The 21,345-nt window shown below is 44.9% G+C and carries 18 protein-coding genes and 1 tRNA gene; 3 read left to right on the plus strand and 16 right to left on the minus strand.

Annotated features, from left to right (window positions below; translation table 11 throughout):
• Positions 1 to 88: 88 nt before the first annotated feature.
• The 5 genes from rplI to rnr form a co-directional block, all read right to left on the minus strand.
• On the minus strand, positions 89 to 538 hold the full coding sequence (gene rplI / locus BCT49_RS13940) for a 50S ribosomal protein L9 (protein WP_017107439.1): 450 nt from the start codon (positions 536 to 538) through the stop codon (positions 89 to 91).
• Between the two features lie 38 nt (positions 539 to 576).
• The gene (gene rpsR / locus BCT49_RS13945) at positions 577 to 804 is read right to left on the minus strand and encodes a 30S ribosomal protein S18 (protein WP_000090472.1); all 228 of its coding nucleotides are present in this window, start codon (positions 802 to 804) and stop codon (positions 577 to 579) included.
• Between the two features lie 132 nt (positions 805 to 936).
• Positions 937 to 1,350 (minus strand): 30S ribosomal protein S6, encoded by a 414-nt coding sequence (gene rpsF, locus BCT49_RS13950; protein ID WP_004735855.1) that lies wholly within the window; start codon positions 1,348 to 1,350, stop codon positions 937 to 939.
• 289 nt (positions 1,351 to 1,639) lie between these two features.
• Positions 1,640 to 2,380: a 23S rRNA (guanosine(2251)-2'-O)-methyltransferase RlmB gene (gene rlmB, locus BCT49_RS13955; RefSeq protein WP_102435979.1), complete on the minus strand. Its 741-nt coding sequence runs from the start codon at positions 2,378 to 2,380 to the stop codon at positions 1,640 to 1,642.
• A gap of 156 nt (positions 2,381 to 2,536) precedes the next feature.
• Complete coding sequence (gene rnr, locus BCT49_RS13960) at positions 2,537 to 5,038, minus strand: ribonuclease R (protein ID WP_102435981.1); 2,502 nt, start codon at positions 5,036 to 5,038, stop codon at positions 2,537 to 2,539.
• A gap of 248 nt (positions 5,039 to 5,286) precedes the next feature.
• Between rnr and BCT49_RS13965 the strand changes: the two genes are divergently transcribed.
• A complete protein-coding gene (locus tag BCT49_RS13965; RefSeq protein WP_102435996.1) occupies positions 5,287 to 6,696 on the plus strand; it encodes an amidohydrolase in 1,410 nt (469 codons plus the stop codon).
• 154 nt (positions 6,697 to 6,850) lie between these two features.
• Here the strand turns inward: BCT49_RS13965 and motX are convergent, their stop codons facing one another.
• Both motX and BCT49_RS13980 read right to left on the minus strand, forming a co-directional pair.
• Entirely contained in the window at positions 6,851 to 7,486 is a 636-nt protein-coding gene (gene motX / locus BCT49_RS13970) for a flagellar protein MotX (RefSeq protein WP_017107437.1), read from the minus strand.
• Between the two features lie 333 nt (positions 7,487 to 7,819).
• Positions 7,820 to 9,136: an adenylosuccinate synthase gene (locus tag BCT49_RS13980; protein WP_017078237.1), complete on the minus strand. Its 1,317-nt coding sequence runs from the start codon at positions 9,134 to 9,136 to the stop codon at positions 7,820 to 7,822.
• 172 nt (positions 9,137 to 9,308) lie between these two features.
• Between BCT49_RS13980 and BCT49_RS13985 the strand changes: the two genes are divergently transcribed.
• On the plus strand, positions 9,309 to 9,497 hold the full coding sequence (locus BCT49_RS13985; protein ID WP_102435983.1) for a DUF2065 domain-containing protein: 189 nt from the start codon (positions 9,309 to 9,311) through the stop codon (positions 9,495 to 9,497).
• 164 nt (positions 9,498 to 9,661) lie between these two features.
• Here the strand turns inward: BCT49_RS13985 and hflC are convergent, their stop codons facing one another.
• From hflC to tsaE, 8 genes are all read right to left on the minus strand, one after another.
• On the minus strand, positions 9,662 to 10,639 hold the full coding sequence (hflC, locus tag BCT49_RS13990; protein ID WP_010434102.1) for a protease modulator HflC: 978 nt from the start codon (positions 10,637 to 10,639) through the stop codon (positions 9,662 to 9,664).
• Positions 10,640 to 10,641: 2 nt separating this feature from the next.
• The gene (hflK, locus tag BCT49_RS13995) at positions 10,642 to 11,844 is read right to left on the minus strand and encodes an FtsH protease activity modulator HflK (RefSeq protein ID WP_017103358.1); all 1,203 of its coding nucleotides are present in this window, start codon (positions 11,842 to 11,844) and stop codon (positions 10,642 to 10,644) included.
• Positions 11,845 to 11,871: 27 nt separating this feature from the next.
• Entirely contained in the window at positions 11,872 to 13,179 is a 1,308-nt protein-coding gene (gene hflX / locus BCT49_RS14000; protein WP_017107433.1) for a ribosome rescue GTPase HflX, read from the minus strand.
• A gap of 44 nt (positions 13,180 to 13,223) precedes the next feature.
• Complete coding sequence (gene hfq / locus BCT49_RS14005) at positions 13,224 to 13,487, minus strand: RNA chaperone Hfq (protein WP_010434097.1); 264 nt, start codon at positions 13,485 to 13,487, stop codon at positions 13,224 to 13,226.
• Between the two features lie 192 nt (positions 13,488 to 13,679).
• A complete protein-coding gene (miaA, locus tag BCT49_RS14010; RefSeq protein WP_102435985.1) occupies positions 13,680 to 14,612 on the minus strand; it encodes a tRNA (adenosine(37)-N6)-dimethylallyltransferase MiaA in 933 nt (310 codons plus the stop codon).
• Positions 14,613 to 14,753: 141 nt separating this feature from the next.
• The gene (gene mutL / locus BCT49_RS14015; protein ID WP_102435987.1) at positions 14,754 to 16,994 is read right to left on the minus strand and encodes a DNA mismatch repair endonuclease MutL; all 2,241 of its coding nucleotides are present in this window, start codon (positions 16,992 to 16,994) and stop codon (positions 14,754 to 14,756) included.
• A 51-nt stretch (positions 16,995 to 17,045) separates the two neighbouring features.
• Complete coding sequence (locus BCT49_RS14020; protein WP_102435990.1) at positions 17,046 to 18,767, minus strand: N-acetylmuramoyl-L-alanine amidase; 1,722 nt, start codon at positions 18,765 to 18,767, stop codon at positions 17,046 to 17,048.
• A complete protein-coding gene (gene tsaE / locus BCT49_RS14025; RefSeq protein ID WP_004735870.1) occupies positions 18,761 to 19,225 on the minus strand; it encodes a tRNA (adenosine(37)-N6)-threonylcarbamoyltransferase complex ATPase subunit type 1 TsaE in 465 nt (154 codons plus the stop codon). Before tsaE ends, BCT49_RS14020 begins: the two co-directional genes overlap by 7 nt.
• Before the next feature lie 241 nt (positions 19,226 to 19,466).
• Between tsaE and queG the strand changes: the two genes are divergently transcribed.
• The gene (queG, locus tag BCT49_RS14030) at positions 19,467 to 20,609 is read left to right on the plus strand and encodes a tRNA epoxyqueuosine(34) reductase QueG (RefSeq protein ID WP_102435992.1); all 1,143 of its coding nucleotides are present in this window, start codon (positions 19,467 to 19,469) and stop codon (positions 20,607 to 20,609) included.
• 610 nt (positions 20,610 to 21,219) lie between these two features.
• Here the strand turns inward: queG and BCT49_RS14035 are convergent.
• Positions 21,220 to 21,295, minus strand: a tRNA-Gly gene (locus BCT49_RS14035).
• Positions 21,296 to 21,345: the final 50 nt, after the last annotated feature.

Genomic DNA, 21,345 nt, shown 5'->3' on the forward strand with positions numbered 1-21,345 from the left:
ATGTTTCCTATATTCCAGACATAAAAAAACACCAGCCGAAGCTGGTGTTTAAAACTTTCAAAAGAAAGAATTCGTCTTGGTACTGAAATTACTCAGCAACGATCGTGATTTTCGCAGTAGCAAAAACTTCAGAGTGAAGTTGGATGCTTACTTCGAATTCACCGATGTTACGTAGAGCGCCTTCAGGTAGGCGTACTTCGCTCTTAGCTACTGCAACACCTGCCGCTGTAATAGCGTCAGCGATGTCACGAGTACCGATAGAACCGAATAGTTTGCCTTCGTCACCAGCTTTAGAAGCGATTGTAACGCCTTCTAGAGTGTTAACTGTCTCTGCACGAGCTTCACAAGCAGCTAGTTGCTCAGCAACTTTAGCTTCTAGTTCAGCACGACGAGTTTCGAACATAGCAACGTTTTCTTTAGTTGCCATAACTACTTTACCCTGTGGGATAAGGAAGTTACGAGCGTAACCAGATTTAACGTTTACTTGGTCGCCAAGGCCACCTAGGTTACCGATTTTATCAAGTAGAATAACTTGCATTATCTTAGTCCTCTTAAACTATTATTAACTATTACCGATTACTGATGCTTGTCAGTGTACGGTAGTAGAGCTAGGTAACGAGAACGCTTGATAGCGCGAGCTAGCTGACGTTGGTATTTAGCACTTGTACCAGTGATACGGCTAGGTACAATTTTACCAGCTTCAGTGATGTAGTTTTTTAGAGTTGCTACGTCTTTGTAGTCAATCTCTTGTACGCCTTCTGCAGTAAAACGGCAGAATTTACGACGACGGAAGAAACGAGCCATGGGCTATCTCCTGATCTAAATTTAATAATGCGGTATTCACACAGGCTTATAAATAAGCGTAAGCAAATGCTTGTAGTGGAAATACCTAAACGAGTTGAATAAAATTTAATGACCTAAAAGGCCAAAAAAGAATTACTCAGCAGCAGCTTCTGGCTTAGCTTCTTCTTCACGACGTGGTGCACGTTCTTCACGGTCATCACGACGAGGAGCACGCTCTGCACGCTCTTCTTTTTGCTTAAGCATGATAGATTGCTCAGTCACAGCGCCTTTAGTGCGCATGATCATGTTACGTAGAACTGCATCGTTAAAACGGAAAGCAGTTTCTAGCTCGTCCATCACTTCTTGGCCAGCTTCAACGTTCATAAGAACGTAGTGAGCTTTGTGAAGTTTGTTGATTGGGTAAGCCATTTGACGGCGGCCCCAGTCTTCTAGACGGTGGATAGTACCACCAGCTTCAGTGATTGAACCAGTGTAACGCTCGATCATGCCAGCAACTTGCTCGCTTTGATCAGGGTGAACCATGAATACGATTTCATAATGACGCATTTGGTTGCTCCTTACGGATTATTAGCTTCCACGAAAGGCTCGGTCGTCCAAGGGAAGCAAGGAACTAAAGAAAAATGACCGAGTTTTAAGGACGGCAAATATTATAGAAAGAACCCGATATTGGCAAGCGGTATTTGGCGAATAATGAAACAGTTTTTCTTTCGCCATCTAGCCATCTGCTAAACCAATAGGCTCCATCATAATTGCCGAAAAAGAAACGCCCACCAGCAAGTGGTGAGCGTTAATAAATTCATAGACTTAAGTCGTTTAGGCTTTGTTAAATCGAACGTTACTGAGCTAGACGCTGGCGTACCGCTTCAAATAAATAAATACCAGAAGCCACTGAAACGTTCAGGCTCGACACGCTGCCTGACATTGGAATCTTAATCAGGTCATCACACGTTTCACGCGTTAAACGACGCATGCCATCACCTTCAGCACCCATCACAATAGCAAGCGGACCAGTCAACTTCGCTTGATAGATATCATGCGTTGCTTCACCTGCCGTACCGACAAACCATACACCCTGCTCTTGCAGTGCACGCATTGTGCGAGCCAGGTTAGTTACTCGTACTAGTGGAACCGTTTCTGCTGCGCCACAAGCAACCTTACTTACTGTTGCCGTTAGCGGCGAAGAACGGTCTTTAGGAACGATAACAGCGGCCACACCTGCGGCATCTGCATTACGTAAGCAAGCACCTAGGTTGTGAGGGTCTGTTACGCCGTCTAGAACCAACAGCAGAGGCTGTTCGTGCTGCGCAAGGATATCGTCTAGGTGAGTTTCATTAAGCTGCTTAGCAGGCTTCACCTTAGCAATAAGACCTTGGTGGTTTGCACCTTGTGCTTTTTCATCAAGCGGCTTACGGCCCATTTGTTGAATCGACACGCCAAATTGCTGCAGTTGATTCAGTAATGGAAGAAGGCGCTCATCTTGACGGCCTTTAAGCACGTACGCTTCAATAAAGCGTGCTGGATCTTTTTCTAGTACGGCTTTCACCGCGTGAATACCGTAAATAAATTCGTTACTCATTGTCTCTAGTTACTCTTATTGCTCAGAGATGAATGGCATCAAACCCGATGCACCCACCTCTGTGTTGTTTATTCCGAGAGCATGCATCTTCCGCCTGATACTCTCGCATTTAAATTCGTTAAACGTTAAGCCTTGCTGTCATTGTAAAACGATAACTTAAGACTTATCAGCCTTTGGTTTACGGCTTGCTGCGCGCTTTTTCTTAGCACGAGCTTTAGCAGCACCGGTTTTATTCGCTGGCTTTTTCTTCTTAGCTGAACCTTCGCTACTTCCATCTGGTCGTTTAGTTGGTTCAACTAAAGGCGTTGCAGGTACGCCTGGCTTATTACTTTTCACCGCTGAACGCTTCTTGCTTTTCGCCTTTTTCATCGCTTCAGCTGCACGTTTCTTGGCTGTTTTACCTTTACCACGCGGCTGACGATCGGTGTCTTCTAAATCAAAGTCGATTTGACGAGTTTCTAAGTTAACCGCCGAAACCTTCACTTTAACCGAGTCACCCAAGCGGTAGATATTACCAGAGCTTTCACCAACCAAACGCTGACCAACAGCATCAAATTGATAGTAGTCATTCGCTAGCGCAGAAATATGTACCAGACCATCGATGTGCAGTTCAGTTAGACGCACAAAGAAACCGAAGCCAGTTACGTTGGCAATCACGCCATCCATCACTTCACCGACATGGTCCTGCATGTATTCACATTTCAGCCAGTCGTTCACTTCACGTGTAGCGTCATCAGCACGACGTTCAGTCATTGAACACTGCTCGCCGTAGAAGTCCATATCATCGAAAGTGTAGTGGTAACCACCAGTTGGCGTCCAACGTTCGCTGTTACGGCCTTCTTCTTTCGCAATAAGGTACTTAATCGCACGGTGCAATAGCAAATCTGGGTAACGACGAATTGGCGAGGTAAAGTGAGCATAGCGTTTAAGAGCTAAACCAAAGTGACCCGCGTTATCCGCGTTGTATACCGCTTGCTTCATTGAGCGCAGCAGCATTGTTTGGATTAACTCACGATCTTCACGTTCGTTAATCTGTTGCATCAGTTGTGCATAATCTACCGGAGATGGCGACAGGCCACCTTCCAGCGTTAAACCTAATTCACTTAAGAAACTCTTGAAGCCCATTAAGCGCTCTTCACCCGGAGTATCGTGGACACGGTACAGCGCAGGCTCTTTCGCTTTTTCTACGTAAGATGCCGATGCGATATTCGCAAGAATCATACATTCTTCGATGATCTTGTGTGCATCGTTACGAATGACTGGCTCAATACGGTCAATCTTACGATCCGCATTAAAGATAAACTTAGTTTCTACCGTTTCAAATTCAATCGCACCACGTTCGTCACGCGTTTTCTTAAGCACCTTGTACATCTTATGAAGCTCTTCAAGATGTGGTACTTCAGGTTCGTAACGCTCACGTAATTCTTCATTGCCATCTAAGATCGCGCCTACTTTGTTATAAGTAAGACGAGCATGAGAATTCATTACCGCTTCGTAGTGCTTGTAGCCAGATAGTTTACCTTTGTCTGAGATAGTCATCTCACACACCATACATAAACGGTCTACCTGAGGGTTCAATGAACACAAACCATTTGAAAGTACTTCTGGCAGCATTGGTACTACTTGTGACGGGAAGTATACCGAGTTACCACGGTTAATCGCTTCTTTGTCTAGCGCTGTATCTGGGCGAACGTAGTAACTTACGTCAGCAATCGCTACCCATAGACGCCAGCCGCCGCCTTTCTTCGCTTCACAGTAAACCGCATCATCGAAATCACGCGCATCTTCGCCATCAATGGTAACCAATGGTAGTTTGCGTAGATCAACACGTCCTTCTTTTGCTTCTTCAGGAACATGCTCACCAAGATTTTCGATTTGCTTATCTACCGCTTCAGGCCACTCTTGTGGGATCTGGTGAGTACGGATCGCGATCTGCGTTTCCATACCCGGAGCCATGTTTTCACCAAGAACTTCGGTCACTTTACCCATCATGTTACGAGAACGACCACCGCGATCCGTAATTTCAATCACAACCACATTACCCATTCGAGCACCGCCTTTATGCTCGGTAGGGATCTGGATGTCGTGACTAATACGCGAATCATCAGCAACCACGTAAGAATGACCATATTCTAAGAAGAAACGACCAACAAGTGGGGTTGTGCGCTCTTCAAGAACACGAACCAAACGACCTTCACGACGACCACGCTTACTGTTGTCAGTAGGCTGAGCCAATACGTAATCACCGTGCATGATGGTTTTCATCTGATGGTGCGGCAACAAGATATCGTTATCTTTACCAACGCTTCCATCTGGGCGAACCCAACCATGACCGTCTTTATGACCAATCACATAGCCTTTAATCAGTTCCATCTTCTCAGGCAATGCGTAGCACTGACGACGAGTAAAGATAAGCTGTCCATCACGCTCCATTGCACGTAAACGACGACGCAGCCCTTCGTATTGTTCCTCTCCAGCCAGACCCAAAGCTTCGAATAGATCGTTACGGTTCATTGGAATATTAGCTTCTGTTAGAAACGAAATAATGAACTCTCGGCTTGGTACTGGGTTTTCGTAATTTTTCGACTCTCGGTCGGCAAAAGGATCAACAGTGGTTGTCGCTGTCGTGTTTTCTGACGTTGGTGTGTTTTTTGACATAGGCGGGCCTGCTTAAGCAAGGAAGGTATATACCCCTAGTATATCTGATGCTAGGGGTAACCTACAGATATGCTTTGGAAAACCCTCAAATAACCTCAGATTGATGACTATCTTCATCTAATAAAACATCACATCATACTCATTCTGGATCATAAGAATTTTAGGCAAACGATAAAACAAACGTTTGCGCCATGAATGAAATACACTATTATCCACGCACTTTACCAACTCCTGTTCTGAGTATTGATATGAAACTAAAACGCACCTTAGTGGCTTCTGCAATGGCAAGCCTAGCTCTATTTCCCTTTGCAAGTTCAGCAATGGAAAAAGCCGATCTGATGATTACCGACGCCATGGTGCTAACCATGAATCAAGATAAAACGGTTTATGAGAGCGGTACTGTTGTCGTAAAAGACAATAAAATCATCGCTGTTGGTGATGCTTCCCTAGAGAAGCAGTACCAAGCGAAGCAAGTTTTAGATGTTGATGGTGATATCGTGATGCCGGGTCTCATCAATACTCACACCCACGTATCAATGACCGTGTTTCGTTCATTAGCCGATGATGTGCCAGACCGCCTTCACCGTTATATCTTCCCTCTAGAAAAGAAGTTGGTGTCACGCGACATGGTACGTATTGGTGCCAACCTAGGTAACGTCGAAATGGTAAAAGGCGGTGTGACCACTTACGCTGACATGTACTACTTTGAAGATGAAGTAGCAAAAACCGTCGATAAGATCGGTATGCGTGCCATCCTTGGTGAGACCGTGATTAAATTCCCAGTCGCTGATGCTGCCAACGCAGAAGAAGGCATCCAATACGCGCTGAACTTCATTGAAGAATACAAAGACCATCCGCGTATCACACCCGCGTTTGCCCCACATGCGCCTTATACAAACACGACTGAGATCCTGCAGAAAATTTCTAAACTCTCTTTAGAGTTAGATGTGCCAGTGATGATTCACCTTGCAGAATCACACCGTGAAGAAGAGAAAATCGCAGAGCGTTCAGATGGGCTATCACCGGTTCAATACATGGACAGCATTGGCGCATTGAACAAAAACCTGGTTGGTGCACACATGATCCTAGTAGACGATCATGATATCGAACTGGTGAAAAAATCAGACATGGGCGTAGCGCATAACATGAGTGCCAATATCAAATCAGCGAAAGGCGTATCCCCTGCCCTTAAGATGTACGACGAAAACGTTCGTATTGGTTTAGGTACCGATGGACCAATGTCTGGTAACACACTGAGCACCATTGATGAGTTCAACCAAGTGGCTAAAGTTCACAAGCTGGTAAACAAAGATCGTGCAGCAATGCCGCCGATCAAAGTGATCGACATGGCGACAATGGGCGCAGCAAAAGCGCTACACATGGAAGATAAGATCGGTTCTCTTGAAGCAGGCAAGCTTGCCGACATCATAGTGATCGATACGAAAGCGCCGAACATGGTTCCGGTATACAACCCATACTCAGCTTTAGTGTATTCAGCGAACTCAGGTAACGTTCGCCACAGCATCGTTGATGGAAAGATCATCATGCAAGATCGCGATATGCTAACCGTCGATGAAGACAAGATTCGTCAAGAAGCACTCGATTTCACCAAAGTCGTCCGTAAAACGGTAATTGAATCTGGTGAAGTTGTTCAATAACGCCACCGAATGAGATAAACGGTTTTCCGTTCAGATCAAAAAAGGCCTCATAGGTGTCTACCTACGAGGCCTTTTTATATCGATATCTTTCTCGATCAAGATCGATGATTAACGAGTGCAGTCGTTAATCATCAACCTTAATTAATATTCGTCATTACCAGAACACATCTCGGCGTTTTGCTCGAGCAATAATATTGTCTGGCATTCTCCGCTCCAAACCGCTTCGAAGCACAGTAATACGTTTGTGTTGCCTATCATCCGCGGTCACCGAGTTATATAACCAGCGGTAAGCATCTTCATAATCTAACGGGCTACCGTAATCACGCAGTAAGAGTTCCGCTAAGTGAATGCTTGCACTTAGGTTACCCATAGAGGCCGCTTCACGTAGGTACGGAATTGCACGCTCTTTGTCTTGTTGAACCAAGGTTCCACGAGAATAATAACGACCCAGTTGCTCTAGTGCTGCGGGTAAACCTTGATGCGCTGCGTTTTCCATATAGTAAAGACCAAGCTCTACATCTTGTGGCACACACACACCCCACGCCAGCATATCACCGTATAAAAACTCATAAGAAGGCAAGCTAATACGCGTTGCACGAGCAACGATATCTTCTACTAACTGGCACTTATCCGCTTTCACACGCTCTAGATGTCGATTATTTTCGATTAATTTAATCAGTTCAGCTTCTGTATATATTGGAACGGGCTCTCCCACATCAGCCAAATTTGCATGACTCAAGGGTGAGCTCAGCGCCATTATTAATGAAGCTGCCACAATTCGTAGCTTCATACCTGCACTCAATTATCTGTCGCTAAAGTTATCTATTTCTTATTGGCTACCGAAGTAGACGCCCAAAAATAGGGTGAACTTCACTTTCCATGATATCTGTATCGGCAACAACCTTGATGGCTTTAGACAAAACTTGCCGCTAATGGGCAATATTTTGCCAGATGAAGTTCAAAAGATCATCACCCAAAACTTAGATGCTAAATTGCAGGTATTAAAAAGCCGACTTAACAAAGTCGGCTTTTAGAAAACTATTTCATTATCAGAGTACTTCAATTATCAAAGCACTTTAATTACCACAGTACGGTTTGTGCTGTGGTAATCACTCAGCAGGCATTATGCGCCGTATGGGTGAACCTTGATGATAGTTTCGTTACGATCTGGGCCAGTTGATACGATATCAATTGGAACACCAGTTAGGTCTTCGATACGCTTGATGTAATCTAGAGCAGCTTGTGGAAGCGCGTCGATAGATTTAGCACCAAATGTGTTTTCAGACCAACCAGGCATTGTTTCGTAGATTGGCGTCGCTTCTTCGAATGACTCAGCAGCCATTGGAGAAACTTCTAGGATAGAACCATCTTTCATCTTGTAACCAGTACAGATTTTTAGTTCTTCTAGGCCATCTAGAACGTCTAGTTTAGTTAGACAGATACCAGATAGAGAGTTGATTTGGATTGCACGACGCATAGCGACAGCATCGAACCAACCTGTACGACGTAGACGACCAGTTGTTGCGCCAAACTCGTGACCAACATCGCCTAGGTGCTTACCAACTGGGTCTTGCTTCTCAAGGCCATCGTATAGCTCAGTTGGGAATGGACCTGAGCCAACACGAGTACAGTAAGCCTTAGTAATACCAAGGATGTAACCGATGTGACGAGGACCGAAACCAGAACCTGCAGCAACACCACCAGCAGTCGTGTTAGAAGACGTTACGTATGGGTAAGTACCGTGGTCGATATCTAGTAGCGTACCTTGAGCACCTTCGAACATGATCTTGTCGCCGCGCTTACGTGCTGCGTCTAGTTCGTCAGTTACGTCGATAACCATCGCAGTTAACATGTCTGCGTAGCTCATCGCTTGCTCAAGAACTTCTTCGTAGCTTACTGTTTCAGCTTTGTAGAAGTGCTCTAGTTGGAAGTTGTGGAATTCCATAACTTCTTTTAGCTTCTCAGCAAATGCTTCTTTATCGAAAAGGTCGCCAACGCGTAGACCGCGACGAGCAACTTTATCTTCGTAAGCAGGACCGATACCACGACCCGTTGTACCGATAGCTTTAGCGCCACGAGCGATTTCACGCGCGTTGTCGATTGCAATGTGGTACGGAAGAATTAGAGGACAAGCTTCAGAGATGAAAAGACGCTCACGTACTGGGATACCGCGATCTTCAAGAGGTTTCATTTCTTTAAGAAGTGCGTCAGGCGATAATACTACACCGTTGCCAATAACACATTTAACGTTATTGCGTAGGATACCTGATGGAATTAAGTGAAGAACGGTTTTTTCACCGTCAATTACAAGTGTGTGACCTGCATTGTGACCGCCTTGGTAGCGAACCACGTATTTTGCATCTTCAGTTAAAAGGTCAACGATTTTACCTTTACCTTCATCACCCCATTGGGTGCCTAGAACGACTACGTTATTTCCCATCTTTCCAATTTCTGTTGCTAATTAAAAATGGATTCTAGCACTGAATCACACTTCTTGCAGTCACTTTTTGTTCATAAACGTTAACGCTGTACAAAAACAAACCAGCCATAACTGGAGGCGAACGTGTAAAGATACTGATATCATTACTTTTTTATAGACAAAAGGCAGAACCATGTCTCAATCAATTTGGCTCGCTATTGGGCTCGTTCTTATTGTTGAAGGGCTCGGCCCCTTGATTGCACCCAATGGCTGGAGAAACATGGTTGCTCAGCTAAGCCAACAACCAGACACGCAACTGCGCCGTATTGGCGGCTGTCTTGTGGTTGCCGGTGCCGTTATCGCTTTCATGACCTACCGCTAGGTTTCTAAAGCACGGAGCGGTTACTCATCCTCCCTTGAACATTTAATGGTCAACCTACCGTCTTCAGTCTTCAGCGAATAAAAACAAAAAGGCTCCCATACTGGGAGCCTTTTAAGTTTTAACGTATTTTGCTTATTGAGCTAAGCATTCGCTAACGCATCAGCTTATTTTGCTGGAGCGCCGCTCGCTTGATTCATGTATTGGAAGAAGTCAGTCTTCGGATCCAGTACTAGAATGTCGCTCTTATCGCTAAATGATGTCTCATAAGCTTGCAATGAACGCATGAAGCCATAGAACTCAGGATCTTTGCTGAACGCATCAGAGTAGATCTTCGCTGCTTCTGCATCTGCATCACCACGAGTGATTCGAGCTGTACGGTCAGCTTCTGCAAGAACTGTTGCTACTTCTAGCTCAGCTTGAGCACGGATAACTTCTGCTTTCTCACGACCTTGTGAACGGTGTCTACGAGCAACCGACTCACGTTCTGCACGCATACGGCGGTAGATAGATTCACTGATTTCGTCAGGAAGGTTAATCTTCTTCATTCGGAAATCAACAACTTCAACACCTAAATCAGCCATCGCACTTTCTGCCGTTCCAGACAAAACGTTTTCCATGATCTTATCGCGTTCGCCATCAACTTCTAGTGCTTCTGCAGCCGCTACCGTTGTGACAACTTCGCTATCAGCAGAGTCTGGCAGGATGTCCTTATTACGAGGACCTGACACGATCTGCTTAATTTCACGAGAACCAATTTCAGAACGAAGAACATCTGTCACTTTACGCTCAAGAAGTGCTTCTGCCGTCATGATATTGCCGCCGCCAGTACTCAGATAAAAACGTCCAAAATCAGCAATACGCCATTTTGCGTAAGTATCAATTAGAACGTCTTTTTTCTCTGATGTTACGAAACGGTCAGAACGACCATCCATCGTTTGAATACGAGCATCAAGTACTTTTACGCGATCAAACATAGGCAGTTTAAAGTGCAAGCCTGGTTCATAGATTCGCGATACGCCGTTGTCATCGAGAACTCGACCAAAACGAATTACCATGCCACGTTCGCCTTCTTGAATCACAAATAGTGACATCAGTAGAAGGGCAATCGTCACAACTAATACAGGGATCATTAATTTACGCATTATTAGTATCTCCCTTGGCGTGAACTGTCTGAACGAGTTTGAGTGCTAGACTTTGGATCCGCTTGAGTTTCTAACTCAATTTGATCGTAAGTTGATGATGCTTTTGCAGGGCGAGTGCCCGACTGAGAACCACCTTGTGCGCCTAGCTTATCAATTGGTAGATATAGCAAGTTACCACTTGATTCTGAATCAATCAGGACTTTCGATGTGCTTGAGTACACTTTTTCCATTGTATCTAGGTACATACGGTTACGTGTTACTTCAGGAGCTGCTTGGTATTCAGGTAGCAGTTTCTCGAACTGAGCCACTTGACCTAAAGCACCATTCACTGTGCGCTCTGAGTAACCCACCGCTTCTTTCTTCAAACGCTCAGCACGACCTGTTGCCTTTGGAAGAATGTCATTTCGGTAAGCTTCAGCTTCACGCTCGAAACGTTCTTCATCCTCACGAGCCGCGATAGCATCATCAAATGCATCTTTCACTTGCTCAGGTGGACGTGCTGACTGGAAGTTCACGTCAACAATCAGAATACCCATGTCGTAGCTATCAATAATACGGTTCAACGTTTCTTGAGTGCTTTGACGAATCTGTTGACGACCACTTGTCAGGATACTATCCATTAGTGAGTCACCAATTACCGCACGAAGCGCAGAATCGGTTGCTTGGCGTAAACTGTCGTCTGCATTCGTTACACGATACAAGTACTTGTATGGGTCAGAAACACGGTATTGAACACCCATTTCAACGGTCACAACGTTTTCATCTTTCGTTAGCATCGTGCCAGCAGCACGTAGAGAACGAATTGCTTGAACGTTTACTAGTTGCTCATCTTTGATTTCATCGATGAAGCGTGGGTGCCAGTTAAGACCAGGCTCTTCGATACGGTCGAACTGACCCAATCGAAGTACTACTGCTCTTTCTGCTTCGCCAACGGTGTAGAAACCAGCGAAGAACCAGATAGCAATCGCAATGACAGCAATGACACCAAAGCCAATCGCACCGCCACCACCGATAGATGGCCCGTTACCGTTGCCACCTTTTTTACCAAACTTGCCACCTAACTTTTGACTTAGTTTACTAAACACTTCGTCTAAGTCTGGCGGTCCTTGATCTCGGCCGCCGCGATTATTGTTCTTACCCCAAGGGTCATTATCGCGGCCGTTATTATCGCCGTTGTTGTTATTTCCAGGCTCATTCCACGCCATTAGAAAGCTCCATCATTTGATATGACGTTATACTGTAGCAGTCTCTTTGGTAACGATAAAGTCACCTAAGAGCGCCCCTTCTCTTTTTTCAAGTTTAGACCAATCTATTTGTTGCATTCGGATATCTATCAACAAGTTACCATTTTCATCATACTCTTCCTGTTGAATACATTTCATCTCAAAGAATAAGCTGCGAATACGGCCCTGATGTTGATGTGGAATACACAACCGGAATTGAACCATCTGACTCGCTAAACGCTCAGTTAAAGCTTCAAACAGCAGTTCAATACCTTCTCCTTCCATTGCAGAAACCCAAACAGCGCGAGGAGCGCCCTCTTCGTCTCTTTCAATTCGAGGTTTTTGGTCTTCCATGCAGTCAATTTTGTTCATGACCACAAGGGTTGGCACTTCATGAGCATCGATTTCTTCTAATACTTCATGAACAGCCTGAATGTTCTCACGAAAGCGGTCATCACTGGCATCAACAACATGTAACAAAATGTCAGCTTCCTGCGTCTCTTGTAACGTAGCCTTGAACGCAGCGACCAGATCGTGCGGTAGATGACGGATAAAACCTACGGTATCTGCGAGAATTGCAGGCCCGACATCTGCCAATTCAATCTTACGTAGTGTTGGGTCTAGGGTTGCAAACAGTTGGTCTGCTGCATAAACACCTGCACTAGTGATTCGATTGAAAAGTGTTGATTTCCCTGCGTTGGTATAACCAACCAAAGAAATTGTTGGGATTTCAGCTCGATTACGAGCACGTCGTCCTTGTTCACGCTGCTTAGCCACTTTCGCTAAACGACGTAATATCGCTTTTATACGGTCACGCAACAAACGTCGATCGGTTTCCAGTTGAGTTTCACCTGGACCACGAAGACCAATACCACCTTTCTGCCTTTCAAGGTGAGTCCAACCACGAATCAATCGAGTAGAGATATGACGAAGCTGAGCGAGCTCAACTTGTAGCTTACCTTCATGAGTTCGCGCACGTTGTGCAAAGATATCTAAGATCAAACCCGTGCGATCAATCACACGACATTTACACAATTGCTCGAGGTTGCGCTCTTGGGCAGGAGAGAGGGAGTGGTTAAAAATCACAATTTCAGCACCGGTCAGCTGAACAGCTTGTGCGATTTCTAGGGCTTTACCTTCTCCAACGTAGTATTTAGGGAGTGGGGATTGTCGACTACCAGTAATCACTTGTAGCGTTTCTACCCCCGCTGAGGAGACCAGCATTTCACATTCGCTCAGGTCTTCCCATTCTCCCTCTTGCGTGAAGTTGATATGAACAAGTACGGCTCGCTCGCCGGATTCATAACGGTCAAACAAGCAACCAACTCCTTATTACAGCGCAAGCTGTATTATTTGAACGATTAATCTTCAGTCTTCTCTGGACGATCAGATGGCGCACGTTGCTCGCCGCTGTGGTGACTAACTGCACGAGCAGGAACCACAGTAGAAATCGCATGCTTGTAAACCATTTGGTTTACTGTGTTCTTCAATAAGATCACGAATTGATCGAAAGACTCGATCTGACCTTGCAGCTTAATGCCGTTAACAAGATAGATAGAGACTGGAATGCGCTCACGACGGAGTGCATTTAGGAATGGGTCTTGTAGCGATTGCCCCTTAGCCATTTTATTTTCCTTATTTATATTTTGTTGTAATTATTTAGCTAGTGGTGCACAAAAAGGTGCGGCCTTTGCATCTGAGCTAAACGAATAAAAAAACTCCGTTGTTATTGAAAGGCTGTGATTTTTAAAAGCCTCAATAACTGATCCTTTCCAGAGTATATTCACGCAAAAGCGATCACATTATACACAGCAATACTAATCAGATGCTATTGCATCTGAAAGAGTTTCTAACGCGTGTTCAATGTTTTCGCTATCTAACCAAGTTAAATCATCCCAACTGCGTAACCAGGTGATTTGTCGCTTGGCCAATTGACGGGTTGCACAGACACCACGGAAAACCGCTTCGTCTAAATCACAATTCCCATCTAAATAGTCCCACATCTGCCTATAACCAACGCATCGGATCGATGGCAGTTCAGGATGAAGATCTTCTCTGGCGTACAACGCCTTCATTTCATCTTCAAAACCCGCTTCTATCATCTTTTCGAAACGCAGCTCAATGCGGCGATGGAGTTCTTTCCTTTCCTTGGGAGCTATTGCAAATTGTTTTACACGAAATGGCAGGCTATCGCCTTTCGTTTGAGTTAGCTCTGTTAATGTTTTACCCGAAATTCGGTAAACTTCCAATGCCCTTGAAAGCCTTTGTGGATCATTTGGGTGTATTCTTTCAGCGGATACGGGATCTATCTCTCTTAATTGATCGTGTAATGCCTGCCAACCCTGTTCGATAGACTCCGCTTCAATCTGCTTACGAATCTCCTGATCCGCTGCTGGTAGCGGCGATAAACCTTCCAACAATGCCTTGTAGTAGAGCATTGTGCCACCAACAAGCAGCGGGATTTTGCCTTCCGCTACAATGGCATTCATTTCATTGATCGCATCACGACGAAAATCTGCCGCAGAATACGCTTCGCTTGGATCAAGAATATCAATCAAGCGATGAGGCGCGAGCGCGAGCTCTTCCGCATCCGGTTTAGCGGTGCCGATATCCATGTCTTTGTAAACCAATGCCGAATCGACACTGATGATCTCTACCGGATACTTCTGACGTAAGCGGATAGCTAAATCTGTTTTTCCTGATGCCGTTGGGCCCATTAAAAACAACGCTAAAGGTAATTTTTCAGTCATGATATTTTGTATTGGTTTCTCTGTTATAGCGCTTTATAGCAAAGGGCTTTTTTGTCGCAAAAATACGTATTGTTGCGAAGATCAATGTCGTCGCAAAAAGTTAAACCGTCAATAAACTTAAGTCTTTAAATCGATAAACGACTAAGCCATAAAAGCCGCAATGGTCGCTGAAAAGTCGATAGGATTAACAAATTCGGGATCATCTAATGGAAGTAGACCATGCCAAAGTTGCTCAAGTTCCCCAACTAGTTGAACCGCTTCAGATAAAGTGTAGTCGTTTTTTACTTGTGCTGTCTGAATCCCGATCCAGCTAACCAGTAATGGTAACGTATCGTTAGAAAAGCTGTGACCTTGAGTTTCCGAGGCCTGAGCGTTTATTGAAGCCGCGTACGATAACAGATCTGGGATCAAAATTTGTAAGTTTTGCTGCCTCAGAGGAGAAGGTACTCCCATCACCATGATCGCTTCGTTATTCCTAGCTTTAAGCTCGATACCAAGCACGGACAGCATTGGGCTTAGCGCCTTAGCGACACCGACTAAGTCAGCGCCTAATTTGATTGATAAAGGCACCAACAACGGCTGGCTTTTTAACGCCCCTTCTCGCGTATCAAGTTGGCCAATCACACGTAGCAATTCTGCTTTGGCTAGAGACACCAATACGCTGCCGTTTTTATTTCCCATCACCAAATATTGGCGTTCCACTACTGAGACTGCTTTGCCTAAGTCCGTCACAGGTGCTCTTGGCTTTAAGTGAACAGGATTCTGTTGAGCAGGCTGAGTTTCTTTATTTTCTATGTTGTCTCTGGTTTCTACTGGTGCCACATCCTCTTGAGGATATGATAGAGCTACAACTTGATCATCAAAATCTGGCGTTTTCAGAAGCTCTTTGTAGGCTTTGACTTCGCGCTTAGAAGGCGCGGGTTCAGCATGATGTTGATTGGGTTCTTTTTCTTTTCTCGGAGCAGGTCGAGATTCAATCCACTCTTGACGAGGAGAGCCGGTAAAGCTGGTTTCGCGAGCCGACGAATCTCTGCTAGCTGAACTCATGTTAGTTGACGAATCTAAGTTGCTTGAAGAGCCCCGGCTAGACGATGAACCTCGGTTTTCTGGTGCGCTATAGTGTTGCCCAGCATCGTTAACGCTGTGCTGCTGGTTATCATAAACCTGCTCAGATTCGGCTTTTCTTGGATAGGTCGGCGTCTGCTCAATGGCATGTCGCAGCCTCTCAAAGATCGGTGTTTGATCCGAATTAGTCGGCGCAGTGCTTTCTGGTTCAGAGAAAGTCGTAACATCCCCTGTTTCAGACATCGAACCATCTTGTTGATAATTTGGCGATTCTGACTGATGAAATGCCGATTGATTGATCGGCGCTGCATCAATTTGTTTGCTTTGTGCTAAGCCATCACTCAATGCTTGGTAGATAAAGTCGTGCACAAGGCGAGCTTGATGGAAGCGCACTTCATGTTTTGCAGGGTGAACATTCACATCGACTTGATGCGGGTCTAGCTCAATGAACAACACATAGGTCGCAAATTGGTCTGGGCGTAGGCTAGTCTCATAGCTTTGACGAATCGCATGATTGATCAGCTTGTCGCGCATCATACGACCGTTCACATAGCAGTATTGCAGATCGCTTTGCTGCCTTGCTCCTTCAGGCGTGGTGATCCAGCCATGAAGTTTTAGGCCTTGATGTTCTAGCTCAATCTTAAGCATATGACGAACAAAAGGATTGCCACATACCGCTGCGATACGCTTTTCTGCTTGAACTTGCGTTTTGGCAGCACGGTACTGACGAATCATTTTACCGTTATGGCGAAGGTTGATCGTCACATCAAAGCGGCTCAATGCGATGCGCTTGAGTAACTCATCGATATGCGTGAATTCGGTTTTCTCAGTACGCAAAAACTTACGGCGCGCTGGTGTGTTGAAGAACAGATCCAACACTTCAACCGAGGTACCAATGGGATGCGCGGCAGGCTGTAGTTTCACCTGCATATCACGACCTTCACTGTGCGCTGCCCAAGCTTGATCTTGAGTCGCAGGGCGTGAAGTCATGGTTAAGCGTGCAACAGAGCTGATACTCGCCAACGCTTCGCCACGGAAACCCAGGCTGACGATCGCCTCGAGGTCATCAAGGGTATGGATCTTTGAGGTAGCATGACGACTCAGCGCCAAGGCAAGTTCATCTTTAACGATGCCCTTGCCGTTGTCACGAACTCGGATCATCTTGGCGCCACCTTTCTCGATATCAATATCGATACGTGTCGCACCTGAATCCAAACTGTTCTCTACCAACTCTTTCACAACAGAAGCTGGTCTTTCTACCACTTCACCCGCTGCGATTTGGTTAGCTAACCGAGCTGGCAGTATTTTGATCGTCATATTTATAGCTACCTTACTGCCACTGATGGAAACATGTCTGCGTTAAAAAGCTTATTTGTGCGGAATAATCAACACCTGACCCACCGCTAGGCTGTCAGATCGTAGCTTATTCGCTTGGCGAATGCTGTTAACGCTCACGCCGTATTTAGAAGCAATCTTACCCAGGTAGTCACCTCTTGCGACTTTATGTTTGCGCAGAGGTACGTCTTTCACTTCAACCGTAATACGTAGCTTCTGGCCTACTCTCACGGTTTCAGACTTCAAGCGGTTCTCGCGTTTGATATCTGCAACCCGTACTTTGTAACGGCTGGCTATCTTGCCTAGGTACTCTCCAGACTTAACCGTGTGGGTTATGGTCTTAGTTTTCACTGCACTGCTTGATGACGAACCTGAAGCACGGCTTGGGATCTTAAGAACTTGACCGATCGCTAGGCTGCTCGATTTCAGATTATTAAGTTTCATCAAGGTCTGTGTCGAGGTGCCATATTTGCTCGCAATCACCGATAAAGACTCACCACGAGACACTTTATGTTGGCTCACACTACCCGTTGACGACGTTGCATTCGACAAGATAATCCCTTCTGGAGGATTAGCCTTCAAATACTTAACCACAGCCTTAGTCACTGCTCGTGCTAATTTATCTTGATGCGAGCGTTGGAAAAGAAGCTTCTCTTCGGTCGGGTTTGAAATAAAGCCCGTCTCGACCAATACCGATGGTATCTGTGGTGAACGTAATACCGCCAAGCTGGTATTGATTGGCTTGCTGTTATGAAGCTTAGCGACCTTGCCCATCTCAGACAGAATAGTCGTTGCCAGTTTATAGCCCTCTTTTTGAGAGTGGCTGAACTGCAAATCAAGCAAAGTTTGGTTTACGTTTTTGTCATCAATGTTGCCAGTGAAAGCTGCACCGCTGCCACCGAGTAATTCAGACTGTTTCTCTTTGTTCTCGATCCAGCGCGAGATCTCTGTATTGGCGCGTCGAGTATTCAACACAAACACCGAACCACCTCGTGGTTGAGGGGTCGTAAAGGCATCGGCGTGAATAGAGATCATGAGATGAGCTTCATTCTCACGAGCAATCGCAACACGTCGGTTGAGGTTTACGAAGTAATCGGCATTACGTGTTAGGCGCGTCTTTATTCCCGGAACCGCATTTAACTGTGCTGAGAGCTTTTTAGAAATGCTCAGGGTCGCGTCTTTTTCATATTTACGAGTCGGACCAATCGAGCCTGGGTCTTCACCGCCATGGCCAGGATCAATCACGATCAAAATGTCTTTCTGACGTTTAACCTGATTAATGTTTTTGCTAACCGCTGGCTTACTCGGTGTCGACGTTGTTGTCCCTTTGCTTGCTGCCCCATGAGGGAAGTCAATCACCAAACGGTGTCCATACTGACCACCCGGTGTCGGGCTCAGTTTGAACAAATCGGCTTTTGATGATTTCTTTAATTCGAAAACCAAGCGATAGGTATTTTTGTCCGGTGGAGAGCTCTTACGAACTTTCGACAGAACGGGGCTATCCTTCACCACAACAGGTAACTTGGTCGCAAGATTGGTATGTTTTAAATCGACAACTAAGCGACTCGGGCTACTCAAAGTAAAATAGCTAAAGTCCGCTTCTGATTTTAAGTCGATAACCACACGAGTTTCTTCAGGTGAAGGCCAAACCCTCAACCCTTTTAGTGAGTTTGCAGAAACAAGCGAAGAAAACAGTAAAGAAAAAACAGCAGCCATTACGGCTACTGATGAAAAAAGGCGTTTAGAAATCAACATAACTCCAACTGACTAAGTAAGCGCTGTCCGTATTCACTATTAGCGGTTAAAGAAACAATACGGTGATCGTCTTGGTAACGAATATCAATGTCCAAATCTGCTTCTGGTAGCATCCCATAACCTTTCTCAGGCCATTCAACCAAACAGATAGCGTCTGGAGTAAAGTAATCACGGATACCCATGAACTCTAGCTCTTCAGGATCAGCCAGACGATAAAGGTCAAAGTGGTACACCTGCCAATCTGCAAGTTGATAAGGTTCAACTAGAGTATACGTTGGGCTCTTTACATTTCCTTGATGGCCAAGTGCTTTTACAAAGCCACGACTGAATGTCGTTTTTCCTGCGCCAAGATCACCATGCAAATAGATGGTTGTTTGCTGTGAGCAAAGATTTGAAAGCTCCGTACCTAGTTGAATCGTGGCTTGCTCATCTTTCAAAGTAAATTGTTTAGTGCTCATGAATACGTTCTCTAAAAATCGATCGTTGACTATATAAAAATCAAAAGAACAAGAATAGTAAACCGTGATGCTTTTGGGAGACAAGCACTCAAGTGTAAGTTCTATGAAAAAATACCAATCAAAGGGCGTCTGTTCTGGTTAATATCGCAAAGATCCGTTAAGATCCGCCCCCATTTTTGCCGAACCTAATTTTAATTAGCCTTATCTCTAATTGTAAAACAGAGAAAATAAGAATTAAGCCATGAATCTAGACCATCTTGCTGAAAAAATTAAAATCTGGGGAAAAGAACTCGGCTTTCAAAAAGTGGGCATTTGTGATGTTGACTTAACTGAACACGAAGCGCCCCTGCAAGCATGGCTAGATGCTGGCAACCACGGTGAAATGGATTGGATGGCTCGGCATGGAATGATGCGTGCGCGTCCAGATGAACTTCACCCTGGAACCATTCGAGTGATCAGCGCTAGAATGAATTACCTACCACCAGAAGCTCAGTTTGCATCCAACCTCAACGATACCACTCAAGGCTATATCAGCCGTTACTCTTTAGGCCGCGATTATCACAAATTGTTCCGTAACCAGTTGAAAAAGCTGGGACAAAGAATTGAGAAAGAAGTTGAGGGATTAGACTCACGCCCTTTCGTCGACTCAGCGCCTATTTTAGAAAGACCATTAGCTCAAAAAGCTGGATTAGGCTGGACTGGTAAACACTCTTTAATTCTGGATAAAGACGCAGGGTCTTGGTTCTTCCTAGGCGAGCTGTTGGTTAACATTCCTCTGCCAGTCGATACACCGAGTGTCGATGAATGTGGGAAATGTACCGCATGTATCACATCTTGCCCAACAGGTGCCATTATCGCCGATGGTGTTGTCGATGCACGTAAGTGTATTTCTTATCTCACCATTGAATACGATGGCGTCATACCAGAAGAATACAGAGAAGCCATTGGTAACCGAATCTACGGCTGTGATGATTGCCAACTGGTTTGCCCGTGGAACCGTCATGCCGATATCACCGAGCAAACAGACTTTCACCGAAGAGAAGATTTCAAAGAGGCCGATCTCGTTTCACTTTCGAGTTGGGACGAAGCCACCTTCCTAAAGAAAATGGAAGGTTCGGCAATAAGACGTATTGGCCACACCCAGTGGTTACGTAATATTTTCGTCGCGATGGGCAATGCGCCGTTTCAACAACGTATTATTGAAGCACTCGAATCACATCGAGGCCAAAATGAGATGTTAGATGTCCACATTGAGTGGGCTTTGCAAAAACAACTACAGCAGTTACCCAACGCAAATAGCGTACAAGAAGGTAGCAGCAAAATCGCCACTAAAAAGCACCGACTGATACGTATTGTTGAGAAAGGCCTACCAAGAGACGCCTAGCCCTTTAGCAGCAACGATTAGCTCGTTAACCTACCTAAATAGTCCAATATTTAAGACAACCCGTTGCACATAATATTAGAACAATGTTTGACCTTGTTCTCAATTTTGGCAATGTGGAAAAAATTAAAATATTTCGTAAACTTTCAACACCCGCGTAAAGTTAAACACAAAGCCCATAAATGATTAAGATCAAAAAACAACAAGTTAACGATCTTTAACTCAATCTCAACCCAAGCAACAACTCAATATAAAACAATAGGTTACAGAAGCCTGCGTTTTACTAACGCATTGAAATAAAGAAAGATCTTTTTGAGATATATAAAGAATTAAGTCTGAAATAACTTTATCAACCAAGTTATCCACACGGTGCTATTTGTGGATAAGTCTGTTTATAGATGTGAAAAACCTCAAGCATCTGCTTCAGAGACCTGATGTTTACTAGCATTCCAGTTGCTAAGAAAAATTTAAGACAAAAAAATATCCACCATGATGGAGGATTATTTGCTTTTTTGGGGGATTATGCTTCGCAGCATTAAAGAAAGAGCGTGACCGGTAAGGTCGTCTTTAAACACTGTGGTTTAAAGAGTTTTGTTTACCATTGAGAGTAAACTGGAGCGATACATCGGGTTCGAACCGATGACCTCAACCTTGGCAAGGTTGCGCTCTACCAACTGAGCTAGTATCGCATAAGCTAACCGTTCATCTTGTCTGCTAAGAAGCATCAAATCAACGTTCA

This window comes from Vibrio lentus (genome assembly GCF_002875945.1).
Lineage (GTDB): Bacteria > Pseudomonadota > Gammaproteobacteria > Enterobacterales > Vibrionaceae > Vibrio > Vibrio apostichopi.